At 36.3% G+C, this 22199-nt stretch carries 23 protein-coding genes; 5 read left to right on the forward strand and 18 right to left on the reverse strand.

The window, feature by feature from the left end; genetic code table 11:
- Window positions 1-9: 9 nt before the first annotated feature.
- Complete coding sequence (locus AC106K_RS24265) at window positions 10-291, reverse strand: hypothetical protein (RefSeq protein WP_482448129.1); 282 nt, start codon at window positions 289-291, stop codon at window positions 10-12.
- 393 nt (window positions 292-684) lie between these two features.
- Here AC106K_RS24265 and AC106K_RS24270 point away from each other — a divergent pair, with 393 nt between their 5' ends.
- A complete protein-coding gene (locus tag AC106K_RS24270; protein WP_482448130.1) occupies window positions 685-1125 on the forward strand; it encodes a hypothetical protein in 441 nt (146 codons plus the stop codon).
- A 52-nt stretch (window positions 1126-1177) separates the two neighbouring features.
- On the opposite strand, the gene AC106K_RS24275 is transcribed toward AC106K_RS24270, so the two are convergent.
- Complete coding sequence (locus AC106K_RS24275) at window positions 1178-1978, reverse strand: patatin-like phospholipase family protein (RefSeq protein WP_482448131.1); 801 nt, start codon at window positions 1976-1978, stop codon at window positions 1178-1180.
- A 258-nt stretch (window positions 1979-2236) separates the two neighbouring features.
- A complete protein-coding gene (locus AC106K_RS24280; protein ID WP_482448132.1) occupies window positions 2237-3061 on the reverse strand; it encodes a LuxR C-terminal-related transcriptional regulator in 825 nt (274 codons plus the stop codon).
- Window positions 3062-3918: 857 nt separating this feature from the next.
- On the opposite strand from AC106K_RS24280, the gene AC106K_RS24285 reads away from it, so the two are divergent.
- On the forward strand, window positions 3919-4602 hold the full coding sequence (locus tag AC106K_RS24285) for a helix-turn-helix transcriptional regulator (RefSeq protein WP_482448133.1): 684 nt from the start codon (window positions 3919-3921) through the stop codon (window positions 4600-4602).
- Between the two features lie 359 nt (window positions 4603-4961).
- The gene (locus AC106K_RS24290) at window positions 4962-5720 is read left to right on the forward strand and encodes a helix-turn-helix domain-containing protein (RefSeq protein ID WP_482448134.1); all 759 of its coding nucleotides are present in this window, start codon (window positions 4962-4964) and stop codon (window positions 5718-5720) included.
- 68 nt (window positions 5721-5788) lie between these two features.
- Here the strand turns inward: AC106K_RS24290 and lpdA are convergent, their stop codons facing one another.
- Both lpdA and AC106K_RS24300 read right to left on the reverse strand, forming a co-directional pair.
- Entirely contained in the window at window positions 5789-7177 is a 1389-nt protein-coding gene (gene lpdA / locus AC106K_RS24295; protein WP_482448135.1) for a dihydrolipoyl dehydrogenase, read from the reverse strand.
- 226 nt (window positions 7178-7403) lie between these two features.
- The gene (locus AC106K_RS24300; protein WP_482448136.1) at window positions 7404-7667 is read right to left on the reverse strand and encodes a hypothetical protein; all 264 of its coding nucleotides are present in this window, start codon (window positions 7665-7667) and stop codon (window positions 7404-7406) included.
- Between the two features lie 310 nt (window positions 7668-7977).
- Here AC106K_RS24300 and AC106K_RS24305 point away from each other — a divergent pair, with 310 nt between their 5' ends.
- Entirely contained in the window at window positions 7978-8364 is a 387-nt protein-coding gene (locus AC106K_RS24305) for a hypothetical protein (RefSeq protein WP_482448137.1), read from the forward strand.
- A 120-nt stretch (window positions 8365-8484) separates the two neighbouring features.
- A complete protein-coding gene (locus AC106K_RS24310; RefSeq protein ID WP_482448138.1) occupies window positions 8485-9384 on the forward strand; it encodes a hypothetical protein in 900 nt (299 codons plus the stop codon).
- A 55-nt stretch (window positions 9385-9439) separates the two neighbouring features.
- On the opposite strand, the gene AC106K_RS24315 is transcribed toward AC106K_RS24310, so the two are convergent.
- The 13 genes from AC106K_RS24315 to AC106K_RS24375 form a co-directional block, all read right to left on the reverse strand.
- The gene (locus AC106K_RS24315) at window positions 9440-10876 is read right to left on the reverse strand and encodes an alpha-L-fucosidase (RefSeq protein WP_482448139.1); all 1437 of its coding nucleotides are present in this window, start codon (window positions 10874-10876) and stop codon (window positions 9440-9442) included.
- A gap of 49 nt (window positions 10877-10925) precedes the next feature.
- Window positions 10926-11825, reverse strand: a complete 900-nt coding sequence (locus AC106K_RS24320; RefSeq protein WP_482448140.1) for a TIGR01777 family oxidoreductase — start codon at window positions 11823-11825, stop codon at window positions 10926-10928.
- Between the two features lie 42 nt (window positions 11826-11867).
- On the reverse strand, window positions 11868-12158 hold the full coding sequence (locus AC106K_RS24325; RefSeq protein WP_482448141.1) for a hypothetical protein: 291 nt from the start codon (window positions 12156-12158) through the stop codon (window positions 11868-11870).
- A 58-nt stretch (window positions 12159-12216) separates the two neighbouring features.
- Window positions 12217-12921: a YqjF family protein gene (locus AC106K_RS24330; RefSeq protein WP_482448142.1), complete on the reverse strand. Its 705-nt coding sequence runs from the start codon at window positions 12919-12921 to the stop codon at window positions 12217-12219.
- A 63-nt stretch (window positions 12922-12984) separates the two neighbouring features.
- Window positions 12985-13446, reverse strand: a complete 462-nt coding sequence (locus AC106K_RS24335) for an SRPBCC family protein (RefSeq protein ID WP_482448143.1) — start codon at window positions 13444-13446, stop codon at window positions 12985-12987.
- 3 nt (window positions 13447-13449) lie between these two features.
- Entirely contained in the window at window positions 13450-14232 is a 783-nt protein-coding gene (locus AC106K_RS24340; protein WP_482448144.1) for a fatty acid desaturase family protein, read from the reverse strand.
- A gap of 11 nt (window positions 14233-14243) precedes the next feature.
- Complete coding sequence (locus AC106K_RS24345) at window positions 14244-15056, reverse strand: DCC1-like thiol-disulfide oxidoreductase family protein (protein ID WP_482448145.1); 813 nt, start codon at window positions 15054-15056, stop codon at window positions 14244-14246.
- Between the two features lie 6 nt (window positions 15057-15062).
- Window positions 15063-15422 carry a hypothetical protein gene (locus AC106K_RS24350; RefSeq protein ID WP_482448146.1) on the reverse strand — a complete coding sequence of 120 codons (360 nt, stop codon included), beginning with the start codon at window positions 15420-15422 and terminating at the stop codon, window positions 15063-15065.
- A 78-nt stretch (window positions 15423-15500) separates the two neighbouring features.
- On the reverse strand, window positions 15501-15902 hold the full coding sequence (locus tag AC106K_RS24355; protein ID WP_482448147.1) for a hypothetical protein: 402 nt from the start codon (window positions 15900-15902) through the stop codon (window positions 15501-15503).
- 7 nt (window positions 15903-15909) lie between these two features.
- Complete coding sequence (locus tag AC106K_RS24360) at window positions 15910-16254, reverse strand: hypothetical protein (RefSeq protein ID WP_482448148.1); 345 nt, start codon at window positions 16252-16254, stop codon at window positions 15910-15912.
- Window positions 16255-16323: 69 nt separating this feature from the next.
- Window positions 16324-17019, reverse strand: coding sequence for a hypothetical protein (locus tag AC106K_RS24365; RefSeq protein ID WP_482448149.1), 696 nt, complete (start codon window positions 17017-17019; stop codon window positions 16324-16326).
- Window positions 17020-17030: 11 nt separating this feature from the next.
- The gene (locus AC106K_RS24370) at window positions 17031-17534 is read right to left on the reverse strand and encodes a GbsR/MarR family transcriptional regulator (RefSeq protein WP_047097028.1); all 504 of its coding nucleotides are present in this window, start codon (window positions 17532-17534) and stop codon (window positions 17031-17033) included.
- Window positions 17535-17683: 149 nt separating this feature from the next.
- Entirely contained in the window at window positions 17684-22198 is a 4515-nt protein-coding gene (locus tag AC106K_RS24375) for a TonB-dependent receptor plug domain-containing protein (protein ID WP_482448150.1), read from the reverse strand.
- Between the last annotated feature and the right edge of the window lies 1 nt (window position 22199).

The following is a 22199-nucleotide window of genomic DNA, read 5'->3' on the forward strand; positions in this document are numbered from 1 at the left end:
GGGCGATTTTTACTTTTTCATTATATACCCTATGGATGCAGTATTTTTTAAAATTTCGTATTTCTTATAATGAATCCAAAATTTGTTCCTGTCACGAGCATCCTGATTAAGGTAGATCGTATCTTTTTCAGGTAAAAGAATCAGATAAATATCCTTATCAATTGTATTTTTTCTTTCATCACTCACCGTAATATCTGATAACTCTTCTTTTGAAAAAGCTGAATCCTTCTGCTCTATTTTTGAATGCTTTATATTTTTTACAAGCTCATTTTTAATTAAATGATGACTCATTTTTGTTACTCCTAAAAGTAAAATAAAGCTGATCATCATCCCAAAAAAAGCTTTGGATTCTTTTTTAAAAATTTTAGAATAAATTACAATAATGGAGAAAATAAAAAAAGTGATAATCAGAAGGGTGACCATACACTGAACTATAAAAATCATCTCAGATCGTATTCGAAATTGTGGGTTAATTAATTTTAAACTTGAAGGTAAGAATTTTTATCCGTTTTTCTTCCACTGCAGCGATGTTTCTTCATTTTTCACTCAAACTGTTCCAAAAATTGGAATTTCTAATGTCAGGTACGTTTCCTTTCCAACATTTTCAAGCTCTATCTATTTTTAATATTGAAAAATGGCTTCATATTTGATAGAATCTGAAATATCAACCAATAACCACTCAATATGATCAAACCTATTTTATTAGGAGCTTTCTGTTTAGCTCAGTTTTCATTCGCTTATGCGAAAGAAACGTCTACTAATCCGGTTACCGGAAATTTTATGAACATGTCAGCCTTTCAACAGGTACCTAAGACGGTCATTATAAAAACCAAAAAATTTAAAATAAGAATTGATAAACAGCCTAATGGCAAATATCTTTATCAGTCATGGAATGCCAATGCCAGTCTTACCACCAAGCCAAGCATGATCATCAGCGATGGAGAACTTGTTCCTGACGGGACAGGAGGTAATTATTATATCGTCTTCAACAATGAAGGTCATAGCTATCAGGTCTGGAGAAACTACCTGACTGATTCTGCAAAAAAAGCCCCTTATACGCTTACCGTGAATGATGCGAACGACCGTGAAATCGTACGTCAGGACGGCTATGTAGTTAAAAAATAGTTATCTGATATTCTTTAAAAGATACCATCCTGTACTTTTGTGCAGGATTTTTTTATGATCCGGAATGTCTGAGCGTAGTAAGAAAACGGCTTGATTCGTAGCTGTCTTTAGCAGCTTCGTAACCTATATTAAAGATCTGTTCCAGACGGTCTTTACCTCGTTCAAAGGTGCCGTAAGTGGAGAGTTTCTGAGAAGAGATAAACCAATCGCAGTAATCAAATTTCACTTTTTCGATTCTATAGGAAAGAAGATCGTAGGAACGGGAGACAATGGCTTTGATAGAATTCAGGTCTTTGATCTTTGCATCATTCGGCGGAGATACAAAAACCCCAATTAGCTTATCACAGTCATCCCTGATAATATCTGCCGGAAAATTATTGAGTACTCCTCCATCACAATACATCTCTTCTCCAATGATATAAGGTGTGGTAATTCCCGGAATCGAGCAGGAAGCAATGACCGCATCAACGATTTCAAAATCTTTATCAAAAATTTTCTGAGTTCCTGAAACCAGCTCTGTGGCTACAATTTTCACTTCCATATCCAGGTCTCCCAGTTTCATCTCATGAAAAATGGGTTTAAGATAGTTTCTGAAAATGACCGATGAAACCAGTCCCGGCTGATTGAATGTAAAGTGTTTCCAATTGAAAAAATACACCGAATTGAAAAACTCCAGGATCTCTTCCGGGGTTTTTCCTACAGCATGCAGACAGCCAACAATAGATCCGGCACTACAGCAGGAAAGTATATCTATTTCTATGTCTTTCTCTTTTAAGAATTTTAATACTCCTGCATGGGCGATTCCTTTGGTACCACCTCCTGATAAAACAAGTCCTACTTTCTCAAAATTCATTGAATAAATTTAAGAAAACAGGTTGATATAACATGATTAATTTTTATAAATCTGTCGATTTTAAAATTATTTTAATAAAAATCTGCTTTGAGGGAATCCGTGGTAAGCAATTTTTGGCTTTAATCATCTCAGGAAATCTGAGGTTGGGAACCGTGAAATATTGAGGTAAGAAAGCAGGATAATAGGGAGTTTTATGGGTACTATAAATACCCATCATTGTTTTCCCTTCCTGCTTCCTACCTAAAATATTCTAAAAAACTACAATATCAACAGGTTGTGCGTAAGTGCATAGACCATCAACTCTGATAATGTCTTCGTATTGGTCTTCTTTCTGAGATTGCATTTGTGTTTTTCTACGGTGTGATAGGAAATATATAGTTTTTCAGAAATCTGTGGTGTATTGTATCCTTTTGCAATCAGATAAAGTATTTCTTTCTCTCTTTTGGTGACAAACTGTTCTTCAGATTCCTCATTATCTTCATTTTTGTAACGTTTATAATAAAAGGCTTCTTTTCCTGTACAGTCTATTACAGAAAGTAATGGAAGACTGCACCCTCTGAGGTAAGCAAGGTCATAAACCAGTGCCAGTGCAGATTCTATTTCATTGTATTTATTAAGCAAAGGTTTGGAAAGCTGCATCAGCGTCCATCTGTATTCTCCTTGGGAATTGAGCATTCTTCCGTAGATATTAAATCGTGTTTTCTCTTTTTCATAAAGATCCATATCTGTACTCAAGTTCACGGCGGATAAGATCGCTGACAGAATATAAGGCTGATCTTCAGGATGGTATAATTCCAGGAAAAAACCAAGCTGAGAATCTGTATATTTTTCTGACGGATATGAAGTCATATGTCCAATATCATCACTCATCCATCTTGCTCTTAATTGACTAAAATCCAGCACGTACCAAAAGAACGATCCCAAAGCAAGATCTCTGATGTTATTCACCATTCCTGAGACTTTATGATAGTAATTTTCAAGCTGTTCTTCATTGTTTGCATTTTTTATCTGAAGTTTAGTCATGAAGTCTTTTAGCTGAACCGGAGGAAGTGTATTGGCAGAAGTGTAGGTGTTTTTTTTCATGAGTGTATGCGTCCGCTTTTTATTCTAAGCAGAAATTTTATGATTGTTTTAAAGATAAAGTGAGGGTAAAAGGGAATAAGGACGATAGACTACTGTTTATACTAAACAGCTTTTCAATGTTTTATATGGATGTAAAACAGTACTTTAACATTCTAAAAGTTTAATTTAAATAGGGTTCCATTTTATCCTGTCAATTTTAGTATATTCACTAAAAAAAAGAGGAATTTCATTTTTCATTTCCATGTTGGAAATTGAAGGGGGAAGCATTGGAAAGCAGAAAAAATAAAGGTTATTTTTTTTCATCATGTATGGGGTTTGTTACTGGATACAAAGCAATAAATAAATACACTTTGATAGAGAATAAAGCGTAAAAACATGAGTGACAAATCGTAAATTAAAAAACAAAAAATTGATTATCAATAAATTACAAAATACATTATTTTATGTTACCATCCAGCTATAAACTTATTTTTTTTCTGATTTTTATGATTTCAGGGATGGTTTGCTATTCATTAATTTTCAATTCTTATCATAAAAAAGAATTCAGAAGAGAAAAAGCAGTAAGAATAATTCTAATGGTTTATTTTGGAATGAATGCCATATTAGGTCTTTATCTATCATTACGTGACATACACATAATCCCTCAAAAAATTCAAGATTATCCTTTTTTAATTTTATATATTCAACTTCTTGAAGTAGTGTCATTTCACTATATTTATGTAATAACCAATAAAGACCAGAAACTGTTTATTCCGATGATTCATTACATCTTTCCTGTTGTCATGTTTATTATCATTTGGTTCTTTTTTACTTTACTCAATGATAAGACCCCTTCTCCAGTTGAAATAAATAGGTACATGAAGCCATATACGGCATTTTCACTTGTATTCTATCTCATATTTTATACTTCATTTTCTTTAAAATATATCAATCTATACTATGATTCTATTAAAAGTAAGTCCGTAGAAAAGCTTCCCAGAAAAATGTATTGGCTATACGGAATTATTGTCCTCAAAACCTTTTCATTTTTATTGTCCTTTACTTTTCCTTTTACTTCCCCTCAAATCGGGGATATATTATATATGCTTAATTTTATTACGGCCTCATTCCTTTTCTGTTTTACCACCTACCATATTCTGGAAAGAAATTATCAGTTTTTGACTCCAGCCAGCAACAACGCAATGCTTGCTCCTACCGGTCATATTATTCACGGATATAAACAGGAGATCGAACAGGTAACTATTATCAATAAAAAAGCATTTGAAGATTACTTCAGGGATCATAAGCCTTATCTGAACCCGGACCTGAAAATTACAGATATTGCCTCCGCTTTCAGTACCAACAGATCTTATCTTTCAAAATTTATTAATGAAATATACGGAATGAGTTTTAGCCAGTACACCAACAATTGGAGGGTGCATGAAGTAAAGGTACTTTCTTCTCTTGATGAGAACAGTACAGTATCCATTGAAGAAATCTCCAGAATGGCTGGTTTTGGAAGTGTACGAAGCTATTGGAGAGCGGTAAAAAATAATACTTAATCTATTTTTCAAAGTGTATCATGGAACATCTTGCTCATCTCTCGGTTTATATTCCATTAATAGGAAGTCTATTCTGCTTTTTGCTATTAGTCATCAAGTCACTGCTCAACAGGAATACTTCTGAAAACAGCGCTTTATTTATTGTAAGCTCATGTTTTCTCCTTTTATCAGCAGTTTTTTATCTCAATATACTTCTCATAGCTTTTCAAAACTTGATAAGCATCATTATTTTGAATTTTTTATGTGTTATTGTAGTTCCTATCCTATTTTGCCACAATATTTATCTTATTACAAGAAAGCGTTTTTCAATTCTGTTTTATATTATCCCCATCACTTTTTTTCTCTTATACAGTATATGGATGATTTATAATTCTGATTCGCAGGAAGGATCAATCTTTGTATCCAATAAAAAATATAACATTATTAATGGTTTCCGGCTGTTCCATTATCTTGGAGAGCCGGGAATGTATGTAAGTATACTGTCTGCTCTGTTTTTCTGTTTCTTGTCTTTAAAGAGCAGTACTACTTTTCTTGCTCAGTTTAATCACACCCCTTATTTTAAAGGTGACATGCGGTGGCTTCTGACAACCTCTATATTATTTGCAACGAGTGTTATTTTATACTTTTTACCGAATCTGTCTTTTATCCTTCCAGTGGGTATTTATATTGTCACAATTTCATTAAGTTTCCTTTCTTTTTTCTTATTTACCAGTCTCTGTTATAATATATTTACCGAAAATTTTCCATCCTCAGCAATCCCCTATCAGAATATTGAAACCGGTGATGAAAAGCTCATACAGATTATTGATAAAGTGAAGTTTGACAAATATATAGCGGAACAAAGACCCCATTTGAACAGTCATTTAAAAATCACAGATTTTGCCCGGGATATTGGAACCAACAGAACTTATCTCTCTCGTTTTATTAATGAAAATTATGGTCTGAACTTCAGTACTTATATCAACAGACTGCGATTAGCTGAAATAGAAGAGCTAAAATCGTCCCCTGCATATAAAGGATTACCTGTGACAGAGCTGATCTATATCGCGGGATTTAAAAGCTATAGCAGCTATCAGAAAACGCTTGAGAACCTGAATAACGAAACACAAAATTCATAAAATAGCTGTATAAATAAAAAAAGCCCGGATTTCTCCAGGCTTTTGTTATATGATTTCTGTATTTCATATTAGATGTGAATCACTTCACCATAAGCTGCTGCTGCTGCTTCCATGATCGCTTCAGAAACAGTTGGGTGCGGGTGAATAGATTTGATGATCTCATGACCTGTCGTTTCAAGTTTTCTTGCTACAACTGCTTCAGCAACCATATCCGTTACTCCTTCACCGATCATGTGGCATCCTAACCACTCTCCGTATTTAGCATCAAAGATTACTTTGATAAATCCGTCTGTATTTCCGTTTGCAGTAGCTTTACCACTTGCAGAAAGAGGGAATTTACCTACTTTGATTTCGTATCCTTTTTCTTTAGCCTGCTTTTCTGTAAGACCTACAGAAGCTACTTCAGGGTGACAGTATGTACATCCAGGGATATTACCATAATCGATTTTCTCAACGTGCATCCCTTTGATCTTCTCAACACAAGTGATTCCTTCTGCAGAAGCAACGTGAGCCAATGCCTGAGTTGGGATAATATCACCGATGGCATAGTAACCAGGTACTGAAGTTTCATACCATTCGTTCACCAATACTCTACCTTTATCTGTCTGGATTCCTACTTCTTCCAAACCGATGTTTTCGATATTGGCAGCGATACCTACAGCAGATAAAAGGATGTCAGCTTCAAGAGTGATGTTTCCGTTAGCCGTTTTAACGTTAGCTTTTACGCCTTCTCCTGTTGTATCTACGCTTTCTACAGAAGCGTTAGTCATGATCTCGATTCCTGATTTTTTCAGAGATTTCTCTAAGTGTTTAGAGATTTCTTCGTCTTCTACAGGAACGATGTTTGGCATAAATTCAACAACAGTTACTTTAGTTCCCATTGTATTATAGAAATCAGCAAATTCTACTCCGATAGCACCAGAACCTACAACGATCATAGATTTCGGCTGCTCAGGAAGAGATAATGCCTGTCTGTATCCGATTACTTTTTTACCATCCTGCGGTAAGTTTGGTAATTCTCTTGAACGCGCTCCTGTAGCGATGATAATGTGGTTTGCTGTATATTCTACTACTTTACCGTCTTTATCTATTACAGAAACTTTTTTACCTTTCTGTACTTTCGCAGTACCAAGAATTACGTCAATCTTGTTCTTTTTCATCAAGAATTCGATTCCTTTGCTCATTTTGCTGGCAACACCACGGCTTCTCTGAATCACATTCGGAAATTCGAAGCTTGCTTCCACTTTATTTAATCCATAATCTTCAGCATGGTTGATATAATGAAAAACCTGAGCAGATTTCAATAAAGCTTTCGTTGGAATACATCCCCAGTTCAGGCAGATTCCTCCTAAGTTTTCTTTCTCGATAATTGCGGTTTTGAAACCCAATTGTGCTGCTCTGATCGCAGTAACATATCCACCAGGACCACTTCCAATGACAATAATATCGTAATTCATTACTTTAAAAATTTTTATGCGAATTTAAGGAAAAATATTGGATGTTTTACATTTCTGCGAATCGATCTGAAAATGCATCAACAGGCCTCATTTATTCAATTATAAACAAGAAAGAGAACGCAATACGCATTCTCTTTCAATAAATCTTACTTTACCTTTGAAAATTATCAAAATCAAAAAGATAAAAACCTGTTCTTATGGTTTTAGAAATAACAGAAAATCTATATTATTTCGCTTCTCTAAGCAATTGTTTTTCCATCGCAAATCTTTTATTTAAAGCTTTCATCTGATCTCTTTTCATCTGTTTGGTAGCAAGCGGGTGATTAAGAATCAGTTTTTTCTCAGTGTTGTATTTTTTGGTAAGCTCTTGCATTTTAATATTCACCAATTCGCTTTTTGAAGGATGTGGCGGAGCAGGTGGACGTCTCTGGGCTGAAACACTCATGGTGAAACCTAATACTAATAGTGTTGAAATGAATAACTTTTTCATAATGTTCATATTTTTGAATGATTTCAATTAATTCAATATTCTTAATTAAATTCATTCCGGTTCATCATGAATCTTGCATATATCATACCATTTTTTTGATGTGGGATTACAATTGTGGATTTCAGGGTATGGAAAGCATGTTTTAAAATTCTAAGATCCACGGTGTGGGAAATGGTGCACAAATTGCAGCATTAAAAGCTGAGATTCAAAGATCAGAGATTTAAAATATGGCATTCGGCTTATAGACAATTGCCATGCTGATTACGGCATATTTTCTATAAATTTATTGATCTTTTTTAACTTAAAATCTATGAAAACACCTGCAAAAAACAAGAATCTGACCAGAGATAATCTATGGCTGAAAGAACCTGAAGACCATGATTTCCCTGCTGCCCAAGACTACCTGGAACTTCTTTTTGAGCCTGCTGAAGTAAAAAAAACAGTAGAGAAATTGAAAGCTGCTCCTACTATCATCAAAAAATCGAAAGATATTCTCCGTGCCAGTAAGCTTGCTCTGCTACCGGAGACCAATATTCATGTGAAGGAAAACCTAAAAAAGGTAGAGAAAAATAAAAAACTTTCGCCCATTTTATTGGTAAGAGGAAAAAATGAATTGATTATTGCAGATGGGTATCATCGGCTATGTTGCAGTTATTATCTGACCGAAGATTTAGAAGTTCCCTGCAGATTAGTCTAGCATTTCAAAGCCGCATGTTATCACACAATAGTGACTTTAAATTAAATATTTAATTTATTCATTATCAAGTGATTTTTTATATTACTTTTTTCATATTTTTGTTAAACCAATTTTAAAAATATGAAAAAATACATCCTGATTCTTCTATTCGGAGCTGTTCCCCTGGCTGCGCAAGTAGGTATTAATACACTTACTCCGAATAGTACTTTAGCAATCAACGGTTCCCTCAGAGCAGGCTATACTCAAGTTACTGCAACCAACTACAGCATTCTGGCCACTGATCACTACATTACTTATAATGGAGCAGGTAATGCTACCTTTACTCTTCCAGTCATTGGAACCGGAACCTCAAGTTATACGGGAAGGATCTATAAGATTAAAAATATCTCTGCCTCCAGTATTACCCTTCAGGCTTCCAGTGGAAATACACTGCGAATTGACAATACTCCGGTTTCATCTTTTGTGATTCCTACAGGAGCTTACGCAGAAGTAGTCAACAACAGCAATACTACAGGCGGAACCTGGGATCTGTCTTTCACCGTGCTTCCAAAACCGAGTAACGTTGAAATTTATGGGGCGCAGCTTACAATACCGCCCCACAACAGTGCAAGTCCTGGAGTCACAGATTGGACGAATCATACCAATACCTCTTTTGATACCGGAACAGGAGCGGATGCGTGGTGGATTATCAGTAAATCTTCTGTAAACTCGTCATTTGGTGCCGTAAATGGGAGTCCTATTACTTCCGGTTTTACCAAAAGCAGCAGAATGACTCTTGTTTATGAATATCAAGGGGCTCCTTTTAATGTGACCAATATGTACCCTATCCTTACCGCCGGAAATAACTCAAGCTATCCTGATGTTTTTACAGCTTCATTTGTAAGCCTTGCCAATGTAGGTGGGAAAACCCAACTTACGGTATCGGTTGCCCGTGTAGATTTTGTGGGAACTGAAGGAGGTAATAACAGTAACTGGGCCGGTACATTCCTACTAAACGTACTGCTGGCCAGAAAATATTAAAGATTTTAATTTACATATTTTTTTTTCATAAGAGCGGATGTATTTCTGCTCTTTTTTATTGTTTTAATTGAATTACCGAAGCATATTTCAGGTTCTTCCGGTTCTCAGCAAGCTTCACTTTAATGGTATTTCCTGATTGCTTCCAGTGAACTTTGGAAAGTCCTAAAATACTTAATGATTTGGGCTTAAATTGCTCAGGGAGTGTAAAGGTCAGTTCTGCCGGTGCCTGATATTCTGATTTTTCGTCAAGATGAAAAACATTCAGTGTATTGCCGTCTTTAGTTTGAGTATAGTAAAAATTACCTTCATGATAGGGAGCTACGCTTCTTGTAGCAAATACTGCAGATTGGTTTTGATCCATCCATCCGGAAATTTCCTTTAATCTTTCATAGACTATGGCATCATAATCCCCATTAGGGCCCGGTGCAATATTCATCAGATAATTTCCCCCTCTTGAAATGATTTTAACCAATGTTTCAATGATCTTTTGGGAAGTTTTGTAGTGATCATCGGGAACATAAGAGAAGGAATCTCCCATCGTGATACAGCTTTCCCACGGAATGGAAAGGGCATGCTCAGGAACGGCTTGTTCCGGGGTAACATAATTTTCCCATTTACCCGGAACAGTGCGGTCTACAATGATGATTCCCGGTTGATTTTTTCTGGCCATCATCCCTATTTTGTCCATATCAATATCCTGCTCTACCTTGATGGTACGCTGCCATTCTACTTTCGGATCGATGGTATGAAAAGGGCGCACCCAGCCACCATCCAGCCATAGAATGTCAATTTTCCCATAATTGGAGGTAATTTCATTCAGTTGATTGAACGTAAATTTTTTAAAATTTTCCCATCGTTCAGGATATTTCTTCGGATCATAATTGACATTCCTGTCTTTCGGTGGAAAGTAAGGCCACCAGTAATCATCGGAATGCCAATCCGGTTTTGAAAAATAAGCCCCGATTTTAAATCCCTCTTTTCTGAATGTATTAAAAATCTCTTTGGTAACATCTGCTTTGGGATTTTTTGAAAAGGGGGTTTGGTAAGAGGTTATTTTATAATCGGATTCTTTGGTGTCAAACATGGCAAAACCATCGTGGTGTTTCGTGGTAAACACTACATACTTCATTCCCGCTTTTTTCACGGCATCGGCCCATTTCTGAGGATTGAACTGTACCGGGTTGAAAGTCGTCTGAAGGTTTTCATAGTTTTTTACATATTCATCATAAGATTTTCCATGCTCAGGTTTCCTCTGAGTCCACGATTCATCTTCCGGACATAAGCTCCAGCTTTCTACGATTCCCCATTGGCTATAGGTTCCCCAATGCATAAAGAGTCCGAACTTCAGATCCTGCCATTGTTCCAGATTCTGAATAACAAGGGGATCTGTAGGTTTCTGATAGCCTTCTGATACGTTATGTGCCTGCGAAAACAGTACTGAACCTGTAAAAAGTGATAAAAAAAGGAAGTTGGCTTTTGACCGGATTAGCATAGAAAGTAGTTTCCGCTAATTTAATTAACCTGTAGCTAATGTACAAATATCAGGATTTTAACAGGTTATTGAGGGCATCATCGAAGGTGGGATAATAGAATTTGAATCCGCTTTTCATGAGGTTTTCAGGATATACATTACGGCTTTTCAATAGTAATTCGGTTTCTGTTTTCAGGAATATGGAGGCTATTTCCAGTTGCCAAACGGGAGCATTCAAACCGAAAGGAGCTTTCAGTTTTTTTCTTAATTTTTCCATCATTACAGTATTGGACAAAGGTGTAGGAGCCGTCACATTAATTGCTCCCGTAATATTTTCATGCTGAATGATCCACTCCACTGCTTTACAAAAATCATCAATATGGATCCAGCTTACCATCTGGTTACCTCTCCCCTGCTTCCCGCCCAGCCCCAGTTTTGTGATCATCCGTAATTTGGGAAAGGCTCCGCCATTATTACCTAAAACAATAGAGGTCCGAAGAGCTACTTTTCTTACTTTTTCATTGTTAATGGTAAAAAATCTGTTTTCCCAGCTTTTGCATATATTCATTGAAAAGTCATCTCCAACGACTCCGTCTTCTTCTGTATTCAGATGTCTTTCTGAATGTACATAGATGGTGGCAGAACTTGCATTCAACCAGATCTTTGGTGGATTCAGGCACTGGTCTACGGCCTCCTGTAAGACTTTTGTGCTGTCTATTCTTGAGGAATAGATTTCCTGTTTATTCTCTTCGGTATATCTGCAATCCACAGATTTCCCTGTAAGATTGATCAGTACATCGGCTCCTTCAAGGCTCGTTTTCCAATCATCTATGGTTCGGGCGTTCCAATAGATTTCATTTTTACTTTTGGGTTTGCGGGTCAGAACAGATACCTGGTTTCCTTTTTCTGTAAAGTATTTCTCAAGGTTTTCACCGAGAAATCCGGTTCCTCCGGCTATGAGTATTTTCATTGTTTAGTATTTAAAGTTGAAGATTGAGTATTATTTTTAAAATCATCCTTTCTTTGAAAATTTCCAGACTAAGAAAATGAGTAATCCCGCAGCAATCAGGCTTTCAGTTTCTAAAACAGGAATCAGATACTTCGATCTGTTGGCATTGATATTTTTCTGAACCCAAAAGAAAAGAATGATAAAAGAAAAATTACAACAGGCATGATATATTGTTTTTGCTTTATTTCGGTGAAGAATCCTATTCATCACGATCAATAAAAGAATAGGAAGAACTATTGTCGCAATGGATGCCAGCACGATTACATATCCTATGTCAGGAAACATTCCGGTCATTATTTTTTATTTTAAAGATTCTGATTTTAACTCACTAATATTGGCATTTTCCAGATGCTCAGCTCATGTATTTGTTTGTTTTCACCTGTATTTCGGAACCTTCAGCCAACATGACAGAGATGGGTTCCTGATCGTTCAGACATCCGAAATCTTTTCCATATATTTTACCAAAGTGAATATCCAATTCATAATCTTTAACACGATAATGTTCCCATTTTGGGTGGCAGACTTCATATGCTGAGGTTTTATTTTCATTTTTGGTGAATCCCCAATAATGCTCTGTGATAAATTCAAATTCTGAATCAGCTTCCATTGGCAGGGCTTTATTTTCTGCTGTAATCTGAAGGGAGTGCCAGCTTTTATCTTTCCAGGAATACCGGATCAGCAATTCATCTTCTTTTTCATGAATCAGGTTTTTCATCGGCATGGTATGATAGTTTTCTTTGTAAATGGAGTTGGCCACAAAGCTTAAAGCAGGTTTGGGAACGATTTCTTTGATAAATACCACTCCTCTTTTCCATGCCCCATTTTCCTTTTTCTTTACATAAAACCTTAAGTTTACTTCTTCGAAATTCCTGTGGAAAGGAATAGGCAATCCCAATAGTCTGGTATTTAAAAACATGAATCCTACAACACTCACATAGCATTTTCCTTTATAAAAATCGAGTTCAGTGCCTTCAGGCAGATATTGTGTGAGTATATCGGGATTGATTTCGTAATTGATGATGGCTAATTTTCGCCATTCTGCTTTTAAAAAATTCATGATGATGGAATTTTATTATAGGTTGATAGTAACATTGTATTCTATCGTGGGATAAGCCGCTACTTAGTGTACTGCTGTAGATTCTGCTTTTGCTTTGATTAAACGGTTCCTTTCCAGCAGGAAGTTTTTAAGGTAATTTTTCAGAAAGATCTTATTGAAAATTTTTCCTATTATTCCTAGTGGAGATTCAAATTCAAAGATGTCTGTCATCACTGTTTTTCCGTTTACATATTTAAAAATATGCTGGTGACGGAGAGACTTGAAAGCTCCTTTCTGCATTTCATCGGTAAACTGATGAGGTTTCTCCATACTGATGATTTTGGTGGTGAGGTTCTGGTAAACTCCCAGATGTTTAGCCCGCCAGGTTACCGTTTCATTTTTCTCAATCAGTCCGGATGTACGTCCTGCGATGGCCTTTTCGTGAGTCTTTGACGTTGATTCCTGATGCAGATCTATATTTCTTGCCAGATCAAAGACTGTTTGAAGGTCAGCATTGATATAGGTTTCTAAATAAATTCGTGACATTTTTCAAAAGGTTTGTTTTTTATTCAATTTCGGTAAAGTTCTGTCTATTCTCTCTGCCAGCTCCGGAAGTTTGATGGTAGGAACTGCGGGAAAAAGATGATGTTCCATATGATAAAACATACTGAAAGTCAACTTGTTTTTCCAGAACCCTCTTTGTGTTCTTGCCATGTTGGGATTCTCATGGGTATCGTGGTGAACGGTCCAGACCGCAAAGAATGCCATCAGAAATTCCCCGAAAATCATGATCAATATATGGTAGATCAGGAAATGAATCTGAAAGTAGAATGAAGCCGTTATAAGCAGAGCGATCGAGGTAAGTTCCAGAAACATATTTTTCCGATACATCTTATTTGCTTTTTTAAAGGTCATCCAATGAATCAGGAACATATGTTTTGGGCCGTAGAGAATGGCTTCATACCATTTCATAGAGGCTGATTTCCCTTCATAGTCTTCTTCGGACAGACAATATTTGTGATGTCTGATGTGGTTGAATTTTACGGCATGGATGGAAGCCATCATCGTAAGGCTGTTAAGATAAAGAGAGAGCCATGTCAGCCATTTTCCGGTTCCCAGAGAATTGTGAAAGCCATTGTGTACCTGTCTTAATGCGGTCAGAAAATAGAATCCCGAGAATGGTATTGCGGCCCAATAATATCCTTTATAAGCTAAAAATAAGGAAATGAAAAGCCATGGCAGACTGATATTGTTTTCTATCAGCATTTCTTTGATTGAAAGTTTCCGGAGGTCTTTCCATTCTACTGTTCTGATGAGTTCAAGGTGGTTCATGTTTTAGTTTTTTAAATGGTTATTAAAATAATGATCACTAAAGCGGTTAATCTGAACAGTATCCACGAAATAGTAGGTTTATAGTTCAGTTTTAAAATTTTACATCTTCTCAGGTGTTCCAGAAACATAACCAATACTACAATCCCGAAATAAATAAGATAAAAAACAGGGGCAAAATCAGTCAACAGCACAGGGATTAAAAGTAATGTTCCCATGAGGGAAACGGTCATCATATTTCCGAGGTAATCCCAGATCTTATCTTTCAGGTAATTTCTTAGGAAAATTGTCTGCCACAGGATCTGGCCTAAACAAACAGTCAACTCTCTTATGAAATCCGGCTTTAAATTCAATCCCATTCTTCCGGAAAACAGGCTTAAAATAGATGCTGAGAAAATGACGACAAAGGCAATATAAGCGATTCTGTATTTAAGATTAAAATCAGGAATACATGAGGTTTCAGTATCGTCTTTCGCAGATGGGATAATCTGTTTCCGATTGTAGGACACGAAGGAATACAGTCTTTTGAAAAACCAGTAAAGAGGTTGTATTCTTGCTATTTTCTCCAACAAAGGAAAAGAGTTTCCAATGATCAGAAGAAGGCTGTCTAATCCGTAAACCACTTCATTTTTGGTATGGTCTACCAGTGCGATCTCATTTCTGGCCCGGTTAAAATCAACCAGTGTTCTGTTTCTCACGGATATTTCCGTAAAGGCTTCCCGCCCATCTTCATCAAGCATGCCACAGTGGGTAAAACCTTTGGAATACAGATTGCACATCGGGCATTCGTTATCGTAAATCAAAGTGTGATTTTTGAGCGTTTTCATGGGAAATTATTTTAAGGATATATACAGATTATGACTTTCCAGGACATATAATAACGCCATAAAAGGACTATAGAAGAACGCCATTATTACGATAAATCCGGGGATTTCTGTAATACGGGCATCAATCCCGACGGTCAGCATCAATAAAGAAATCCATACAGGCAATATTGCCATTCCATAGATCAGGAAAAGGGGTGATATTTTTACTTTAAGAAAAACTTTGACTAAAAAACTGATCAGCTGAGGAATTCCTACAACAAAATAAAACAGTATCCATCCGCCCCAATCTTCATTCATAGCGACAAGAAAGCCAATGATCAGAAAGGAAAACTGAATATAAAAGTCATATTTGGTAAAATTTTTCATCGCAATTTATTTTAAAGATTAAGGAAATCTCCTCTGGTTCTTTTATGCTGCATTTTGAAAGTAAAATACATCCAGATTTTAAAGAGCAGGGTTTTCATTTTTGATTCGGTTTTCTTTATTGATTGCATGTTTACGTCCTTTCAGGAACAATAGCAGGTTGAGAAGCATCATGATTCCCAGATAGATTGAAAAGCCCCCGATTTTTTCACTTAAGGCAACCACCAGTCTTTCTACGGTATCAATCTGAAAAAATTCTATAATACACAGGGCAAAGCCAATATTTAAAAGATAAAATCCTATTTTGAAGAGGGAGTTTGTTGCCATGGCAATGTCTTCTTTCTGATGAAAAATATCGATCATAAATGTTTTTGAGTTTTTAAATAGGAACTGGGAAACAAAGACGGTAAGGGTAATGACGATAGGCAGATAGATCATGTACGCAGAAAAATTGTACGTTGTTGTTAAAGCTGTAGTTTCCATAATGATATTATTTTAAGGTTATTTTTTTTCTGAAAAAGAATAAGGCAAAAACATTCATATAGTGTAGCCCGCAAAGGATCAAAGCAATACTACCAATGCGTACAGCGGTTACTCCTATTACCTCCTCCATATTATTTACTTTCTCCCAGGAAGCAAGATTTATGGCAATATATCCCAGATTTACCAGGTAATAACAGCCTAGAAGTATTCTGTTGATCGTCAGACAAAGGGCATCATCATGAAGAACATATTTCAGATATATTTTCCCTGCCTGAAAACATCTTCTTCCTACATCGATCGTGATATACGAACTGATGCCAAGGAAAAGCAGATATGAAACAATATTGAACATTTTAAATATATTATATTTTCAATAATTTTTGAAACTTCATTTGAAATAAAAAAGGATTTTCATCCTGATTTATTTTAGCTTATTCTTTTTAAGATAGTTCTCAAGAGTATTCCATACTGAGAAATGGCATGTTCCATCTTTAATGGTATCGATCTTTCCTCTATCATAAAAAATGTATATATCCTTCGTTGTGCATTCACCATCTTTAGGAATATGTCTGATTCTATTTTCAGCTCTGACGAAGTAAGACCATACTTTTCTATCGATTGGTTTTATATTGCCATTTCGCTGCCGGATAAAATAATTATTCGCTTTGTTGATAATAACAAGAGAGTCTTCCTCTTTATGGAAACATCCGCTTGATTTATAAACCAATTTCACAACTCCATCTCTTATATTCCCAAAAACCGACTTTTCAGTTTTCCTGCTCAAAGTGTCCGGATTGATATTGACCTGGTAAACTTTAGAGCCATCCACTTCTATTTCTTTTTTTATCTTATCTCCAAAGATACTTTCGTATACAAATGCATATTTCCCATCCTCCAGGCTATCTATTTCTATCTGCGATTTTAAGGAGGGAGCGTGTTCCTCTGGTTCTAATATTTTAAAAATCCTGTCATTTTTATAGATTTCAATGGTATACAAATCATGCCACGCTTTATCAAACTGATCTGCATTTTGTATATGAATATAAAAAACTGCATTTCCGTTTTTCTTACAGCTGATCATGGTTCCAAAAAGAAATAATAACAGAAGATTTCTCATATTCAAAGAATTTACTTCAACAGATTAGTGATCTTTCCTACCAGCCAGTGATCATCGCTTTTTATTGCCAGATCCATAATATTGTTGATCTTCCCGGTAACTGAGCTGAAGTCATTCATCAGTCTGATAAATTCTTTTGCTTCTTCGGAGTCTTTATCATCAATATTCTTCAGTTCTTCCAAGAAAGAAATGACAGGTTCTATTTCTCTTTTTCTGCGCTCTTTAGTGATCTGCTTGAAAAGATACCAGACGTCTTTCTCGGCTATAAAATATTCTTTTCGGTCTCCTTTAATGAATTCTTTTTTTACAATTCCCCAGTCTATCAGGGCTCTCAGGTTCATATTGGCATTTCCTCTTGAGATCTCCAGCTGCTCCATTACCTCATCCGTAGACAAAGGCTTACCACTTGCCAAAAGCAATGCATGCACCTGTGCCATTGTCCGGTTGATTCCCCAGTTCGTCGCAAAGGTTCCCCAAGTCTGAATGTATTTTTCTTTTGCTTCTGAAAGTTGCATTTTTGTGTTCCCTTTTAAGTTTCTGATACAAATATAATTATATTTTCCGAATTTTCAATAATTTTTGAAAATTAATTTTAAAATAAAACAGACATCGCTTTGGATGCCTGTTTTAGAGGTTTATCTGATCATGTCAGCAAGCCTGAATATTAAGGTGCAATTGTAACAGCAGCCCCCTGATTCCAATATTTAGATTCCGGCATATAATATAGATAAATATTGCTGGCTTTTCCTGTATAGTCTCCTGCAAACTCCACCTTCAGATCGAGATTGATTATTTTTTTTTCTTCAGCATCCAAATGTTCCCAGTACAATATAAGGTAATTATCAAAAATTTCATAGTAAGAAACCTGTTTTTTGTCGACCATATCTTTCAATAGAGCATTCTGCAACGTCACCCCTGCTGGAATACCAATTTTGGCAACGGTCATAGGAAGTTGATTATTCACTTTATTTTTGATGGTCACTGTCATTCTGTTTGTTTCTCCTACCTTAGACTGAGCAGCCTTCAGTTTGGTTTCCATGGTTACAGGAATATCATTGCTGGCTGGCAGCTGCAGGGTGTAATATTGATAGTCCAGTTTATAAGGAAGTCCTTTTGCAGTTGGATACGTTATATTGATATGATTCTCTCCTGTTTTGTAAGCTGATGAAATACTGATCCCCGGGAGAACTGAGGTTCCGTTTATTTTAATACCCGGTACTTCATTTTTGTAAAGTTTTTCATTTTTAGAGAAAAAAGCAGACAAAGCTTCTATTGCCAGACTTGTCGCCTGTGTAGAACCAAACCCATAATAGCCATTATAGCCCAGCAATTGATCTGCAGCTTTTGCAATTTCCAGATTATTCAATTTTTCATCTTTCTGCAAGGCCATCATATACAGCGAAAGGGTTTCTGCATCTGCTGAGATACCGCCTGAACCGGTAAAGGTAATCTGTGTTTTTACATCTTGGGTTATATATTTTTGCTCCAAAATCGTGATCAATTCTCCATATTCTTTATGTTTTCCAAGACTGGCAGAGGCATTGGCCAGTAATGCAAGCTGATAAGCATCTTTTGTTGCCAGAGCCCTGTTCAGCATCACTTTGTAGGAATCTTCAATTTCATTTTTAATGCCCATTTTCGACAAAGCATACAAAACATACATATTTCTGGACCACAAATGTTCTGGATAGCCGTTTTTTGCTTCATAGTCTCTTCTCACTTCAAATAAACCGTTTCCGTTCTTCCTGGACAGAATAAACGAGTAAAGTTCCTGGATCAGTTTCGGATCAACGGCTACATATTTTTTCAGTTCTGTAAACTCCAACAGCGCAAATGCCGAAAGTGCCACATCAGATTCTGTGGTATTGAAATATCCAAAACCTCCATCTTTATTTTTGTAGCTCAGCATTTTCTGGAATCCTTTTTTCAGGTTTTTCAAGACCAAATTTTCGGTTGAAGCATCAATTTTTTTGGCTGATTTTAAATAATCCAGAATAAAAATATTAGGATATACGGTTGAAGAAAGCTGCTCAAAACATCCATGCGGCTCTTTCTTCAGTCTCTCCAGATCTTCAAACATCTGCAATGCTGCATTTTCAAATACATAATAAGACGAAAGCATGCTTCCGTTGATGTATTCCGGAATATTGATCCTGATATTCTCCGTTTTGTTATTGATCAATGAATACCGATGAAGAAAACCTTTTTCTTCCACCTGAAACGGCAAAATCATGGTTTCCCGGAAATCTCCAGATCTTACGGTAAACTGAATATTGGAATTTATAATCTCATCTGTCTGTATTCTGACCAATAATCTTCCGGACTCCAATGGTTTTAAAGTAATCAGACTGTCAGCATTCATTAGTTTCACATGATTGGGAACCACAACATCCATAGTCATTTTTCTGGTTTCCTGAGAATTATTTTTTATAACTACCGGAATCAGCATCTGGTCTGTTCTTGTCAGGTATTGCGGTATTTTAGCATCTATTGAGATCATGCTCTGTGCAGCATAAGTCGTTTCATCTCTTCCTACGGTTCCGGTTGCAGAAACACCTTCTGTCATCACTCTAAAGGTAGAATTGGCATCAGAATTATAGAATTCAACTTTTGCTCTGCCATTTTTATCTGTTTCTACCACAGGATTCCAGTAAAGGGCTTCTCTGTAATCAAATCTGTAGGAAGTATTGGTGGTTTTATATTCCGGATAAGCAAAATGTCTGACCTCGGAGAACTCAGTCAGACTTTCTTCCGGAATCACTTCTACAGCAAAATAAGATTTTGGGGTAATGTCCCATTGATTCTCAGTATTGTTGTTCTTAGAAGAATTGATAAGAATGACGCCGTTCGCAGCCTGGCTTCCATAGATCGCTGTAGCAGCAGCATCTTTAAGGACTATAATACTGTTTATATCATTGGGATTTATAGCTGTATTAAAATTTTCTACCGGAATACCATCTACAACAAATAAAGGATTTTTGTTAGAAATGGAACCTGCCCCTCTTATATGAATCTCTCCACCAGTAACCGGCTGAGCGCTAGAAGTAATTACTATTCCTGCTACTTTTCCGCTTAGTAATGAAGTAATATTGGTATTCTGAATTTCCTGAGGAACTGATAACGAAGCAACAGAATTGGCCTTATTTTCTTTTTTTAAAATAGAATATCCTGTTACAATAACCTCCTCAACCCGGCTACTTCTGATGGTATCTGATTTTGCTCTATTACGCTTGGGAGTACTGATTACTTCTTTAGATTCCTTACTGACTGTTTCTTTAATTTCCGCTTCTCTGATAATTTCTTCTACATTTATATTGCTCAATTTCTGTTTAACCAAAGGATTAATGTCCAGATTATAAGATAAAACTCTGATTTTCACCTTATGTTTAGGCAGGAGAGATTTGGCAATGATCCTATATGCATTACCTCCATTTAAATCTGAAAAATAGAATTTTCCATCTTCCGCAGTAGCCTGTCTAAGGATTTTACTTTTCTTTACATCTACCAGAAAAACCTCTGACTTTACAGGATTTTTGTTTTCATCCTCCACTATTCCGTAGACTGTATTCTTCTTTTCAGGAAGATATTTGTACGTATTGGCAGTCATGATTTCCGGGAGAAGCTCAAAGTATCGATATCCGTTTGTCAGCATGACAAGATCAAGGCTTTTATCAGCTTTTTCTTCTTTTTTATCGAAGTAAAACTGAGGTCTTTCAATCTTACCTTTCAGTTCAGAATCCATAAGGAACCATGAAACAATATGGTTTTGCTGATCATCAGCGTAAGTCCATAGCTTGTCATCTACCACGCTGAGAGCCAGGTTAGCAGGAACCGGTCTGTTATTTTCGGTTGTAGTTTCAATATCCAGCACTACTTTTTCTCTTGGAAGATAATGCTGTTTTGTTGGTTTTACTTTTATCTGAAGTTGATTCGCTTTGTTGGCAAACAGAATACGCTCGGCAAGTGCTGAATTACCTTCCAGAATGGTAAACCGGATGATTCCAGTGGGAAAATCTTTTTCGGGGATTTCAAAGGAGTTAGCTCCGTTCTTCAATAGAAGAGGCAAAGTATACACTTCTTTTCCACGGAAACTCCCTTTTATCATGCTATTCCGTTCCTGAGTGGAAATGATTCTGAATTTCAACATCCCATTTTCTTTTCCGATATTCAGCACCACTCCATCATTCCTGATCACCGGGAAATTGAATGTTTGTGTGATATTTTCCGGCTTCAGCACCTTAGCGTAGTAGGTTTCTTCCTTTTTGGGAGTCAAAAGGAAGCTTCCCATCCCAAAGTGATAAGCTGGAACTTCTTTTATTTTTTCATGATTCTGATTGTAGATCCCTAAAACTATGTCTACCGACTGCTCAAATTCATCCAGAGCCTTAAAGGCGATATTCTGTTCTATCCCATTGATCAGCGTTCCTCCCTCAGGCATTAGTTTAACGTCCAGATGGTTTAAAACAATTGGAATATTTCTGGAAATAGATTCTGTAAAGCCATCAAAGTTCACTTTAATGTTTAACAGGACATCAGTAGATTTCAGCACTCCAGGAAGTGTAAATTTCAAGATCTTTTTCCCTTCTTTATCGGTGATCAGCTTTCCTTCTGAAATATCTTCGCCATTGTGCATCACCTTATATTCCGCTTCATAAAAAGGGATGGGCAAATTCCCCAGGCTTCGCATAGAAAAATCCGCGGTCACCTCATCTCCGGGACCATATCCTTTTTTAGGAAAGTCCAGTTTCATTAAAACCCTCGGAGAAACAACTTTCTGAAGGGTAATCTCTTTTTCAAATACATTTTTCCCCTGTTCATTCTGCATCCAATTGGTATACGCTCTGATCTTATAGATTCCTCCTTTCATATCATCAGAAAAATGAAAATACCCCTGAGCATAGCCATTGGTAATTTCATACTTCATCTTTCTCACCAGGCTTCCTGCCGGATCAAGAATTTCAAGATTAACAACTCTGCTGTCTTCTGCCGGAAGATTACTTACTCCTTTTACCACGTAAATCTTAAAATACATTCCTTCTCCAGGCTTATAAAAAAAATGATTCGTCTGAATATAAGTCTTTTCTTTTTCAAAATCCTGTATGATCCTCTGCCCCTTTACCGCAATAGTGGATAGCAGAATACAGAATAAAATAATATATGGTGTCAATTTGAAATTCATA

It is taken from the genome of Chryseobacterium sp. FR048 (assembly GCF_056844665.1).

Coding starts and splice junctions, on each gene's coding strand:
- AC106K_RS24265 (WP_482448129.1), bottom strand. CDS start 291: ATGAGTCATCATTTAATTAAAAATGAGCTTGTAAAAAATATAAAGCAT.
- AC106K_RS24270 (WP_482448130.1), top strand. CDS start 685: ATGATCAAACCTATTTTATTAGGAGCTTTCTGTTTAGCTCAGTTTTCA.
- AC106K_RS24275 (WP_482448131.1), bottom strand. CDS start 1,978: ATGAATTTTGAGAAAGTAGGACTTGTTTTATCAGGAGGTGGTACCAAA.
- AC106K_RS24280 (WP_482448132.1), bottom strand. CDS start 3,061: ATGAAAAAAAACACCTACACTTCTGCCAATACACTTCCTCCGGTTCAG.
- AC106K_RS24285 (WP_482448133.1), top strand. CDS start 3,919: ATGAAGCCATATACGGCATTTTCACTTGTATTCTATCTCATATTTTAT.
- AC106K_RS24290 (WP_482448134.1), top strand. CDS start 4,962: ATGATTTATAATTCTGATTCGCAGGAAGGATCAATCTTTGTATCCAAT.
- lpdA (WP_482448135.1), bottom strand. CDS start 7,177: ATGAATTACGATATTATTGTCATTGGAAGTGGTCCTGGTGGATATGTT.
- AC106K_RS24300 (WP_482448136.1), bottom strand. CDS start 7,667: ATGAAAAAGTTATTCATTTCAACACTATTAGTATTAGGTTTCACCATG.
- AC106K_RS24305 (WP_482448137.1), top strand. CDS start 7,978: ATGAAAACACCTGCAAAAAACAAGAATCTGACCAGAGATAATCTATGG.
- AC106K_RS24310 (WP_482448138.1), top strand. CDS start 8,485: ATGAAAAAATACATCCTGATTCTTCTATTCGGAGCTGTTCCCCTGGCT.
- AC106K_RS24315 (WP_482448139.1), bottom strand. CDS start 10,876: ATGCTAATCCGGTCAAAAGCCAACTTCCTTTTTTTATCACTTTTTACA.
- AC106K_RS24320 (WP_482448140.1), bottom strand. CDS start 11,825: ATGAAAATACTCATAGCCGGAGGAACCGGATTTCTCGGTGAAAACCTT.
- AC106K_RS24325 (WP_482448141.1), bottom strand. CDS start 12,158: ATGACCGGAATGTTTCCTGACATAGGATATGTAATCGTGCTGGCATCC.
- AC106K_RS24330 (WP_482448142.1), bottom strand. CDS start 12,921: ATGAATTTTTTAAAAGCAGAATGGCGAAAATTAGCCATCATCAATTAC.
- AC106K_RS24335 (WP_482448143.1), bottom strand. CDS start 13,446: ATGTCACGAATTTATTTAGAAACCTATATCAATGCTGACCTTCAAACA.
- AC106K_RS24340 (WP_482448144.1), bottom strand. CDS start 14,232: ATGAACCACCTTGAACTCATCAGAACAGTAGAATGGAAAGACCTCCGG.
- AC106K_RS24345 (WP_482448145.1), bottom strand. CDS start 15,056: ATGAAAACGCTCAAAAATCACACTTTGATTTACGATAACGAATGCCCG.
- AC106K_RS24350 (WP_482448146.1), bottom strand. CDS start 15,422: ATGAAAAATTTTACCAAATATGACTTTTATATTCAGTTTTCCTTTCTG.
- AC106K_RS24355 (WP_482448147.1), bottom strand. CDS start 15,902: ATGGAAACTACAGCTTTAACAACAACGTACAATTTTTCTGCGTACATG.
- AC106K_RS24360 (WP_482448148.1), bottom strand. CDS start 16,254: ATGTTCAATATTGTTTCATATCTGCTTTTCCTTGGCATCAGTTCGTAT.
- AC106K_RS24365 (WP_482448149.1), bottom strand. CDS start 17,019: ATGAGAAATCTTCTGTTATTATTTCTTTTTGGAACCATGATCAGCTGT.
- AC106K_RS24370 (WP_047097028.1), bottom strand. CDS start 17,534: ATGCAACTTTCAGAAGCAAAAGAAAAATACATTCAGACTTGGGGAACC.
- AC106K_RS24375 (WP_482448150.1), bottom strand. CDS start 22,198: ATGAATTTCAAATTGACACCATATATTATTTTATTCTGTATTCTGCTA.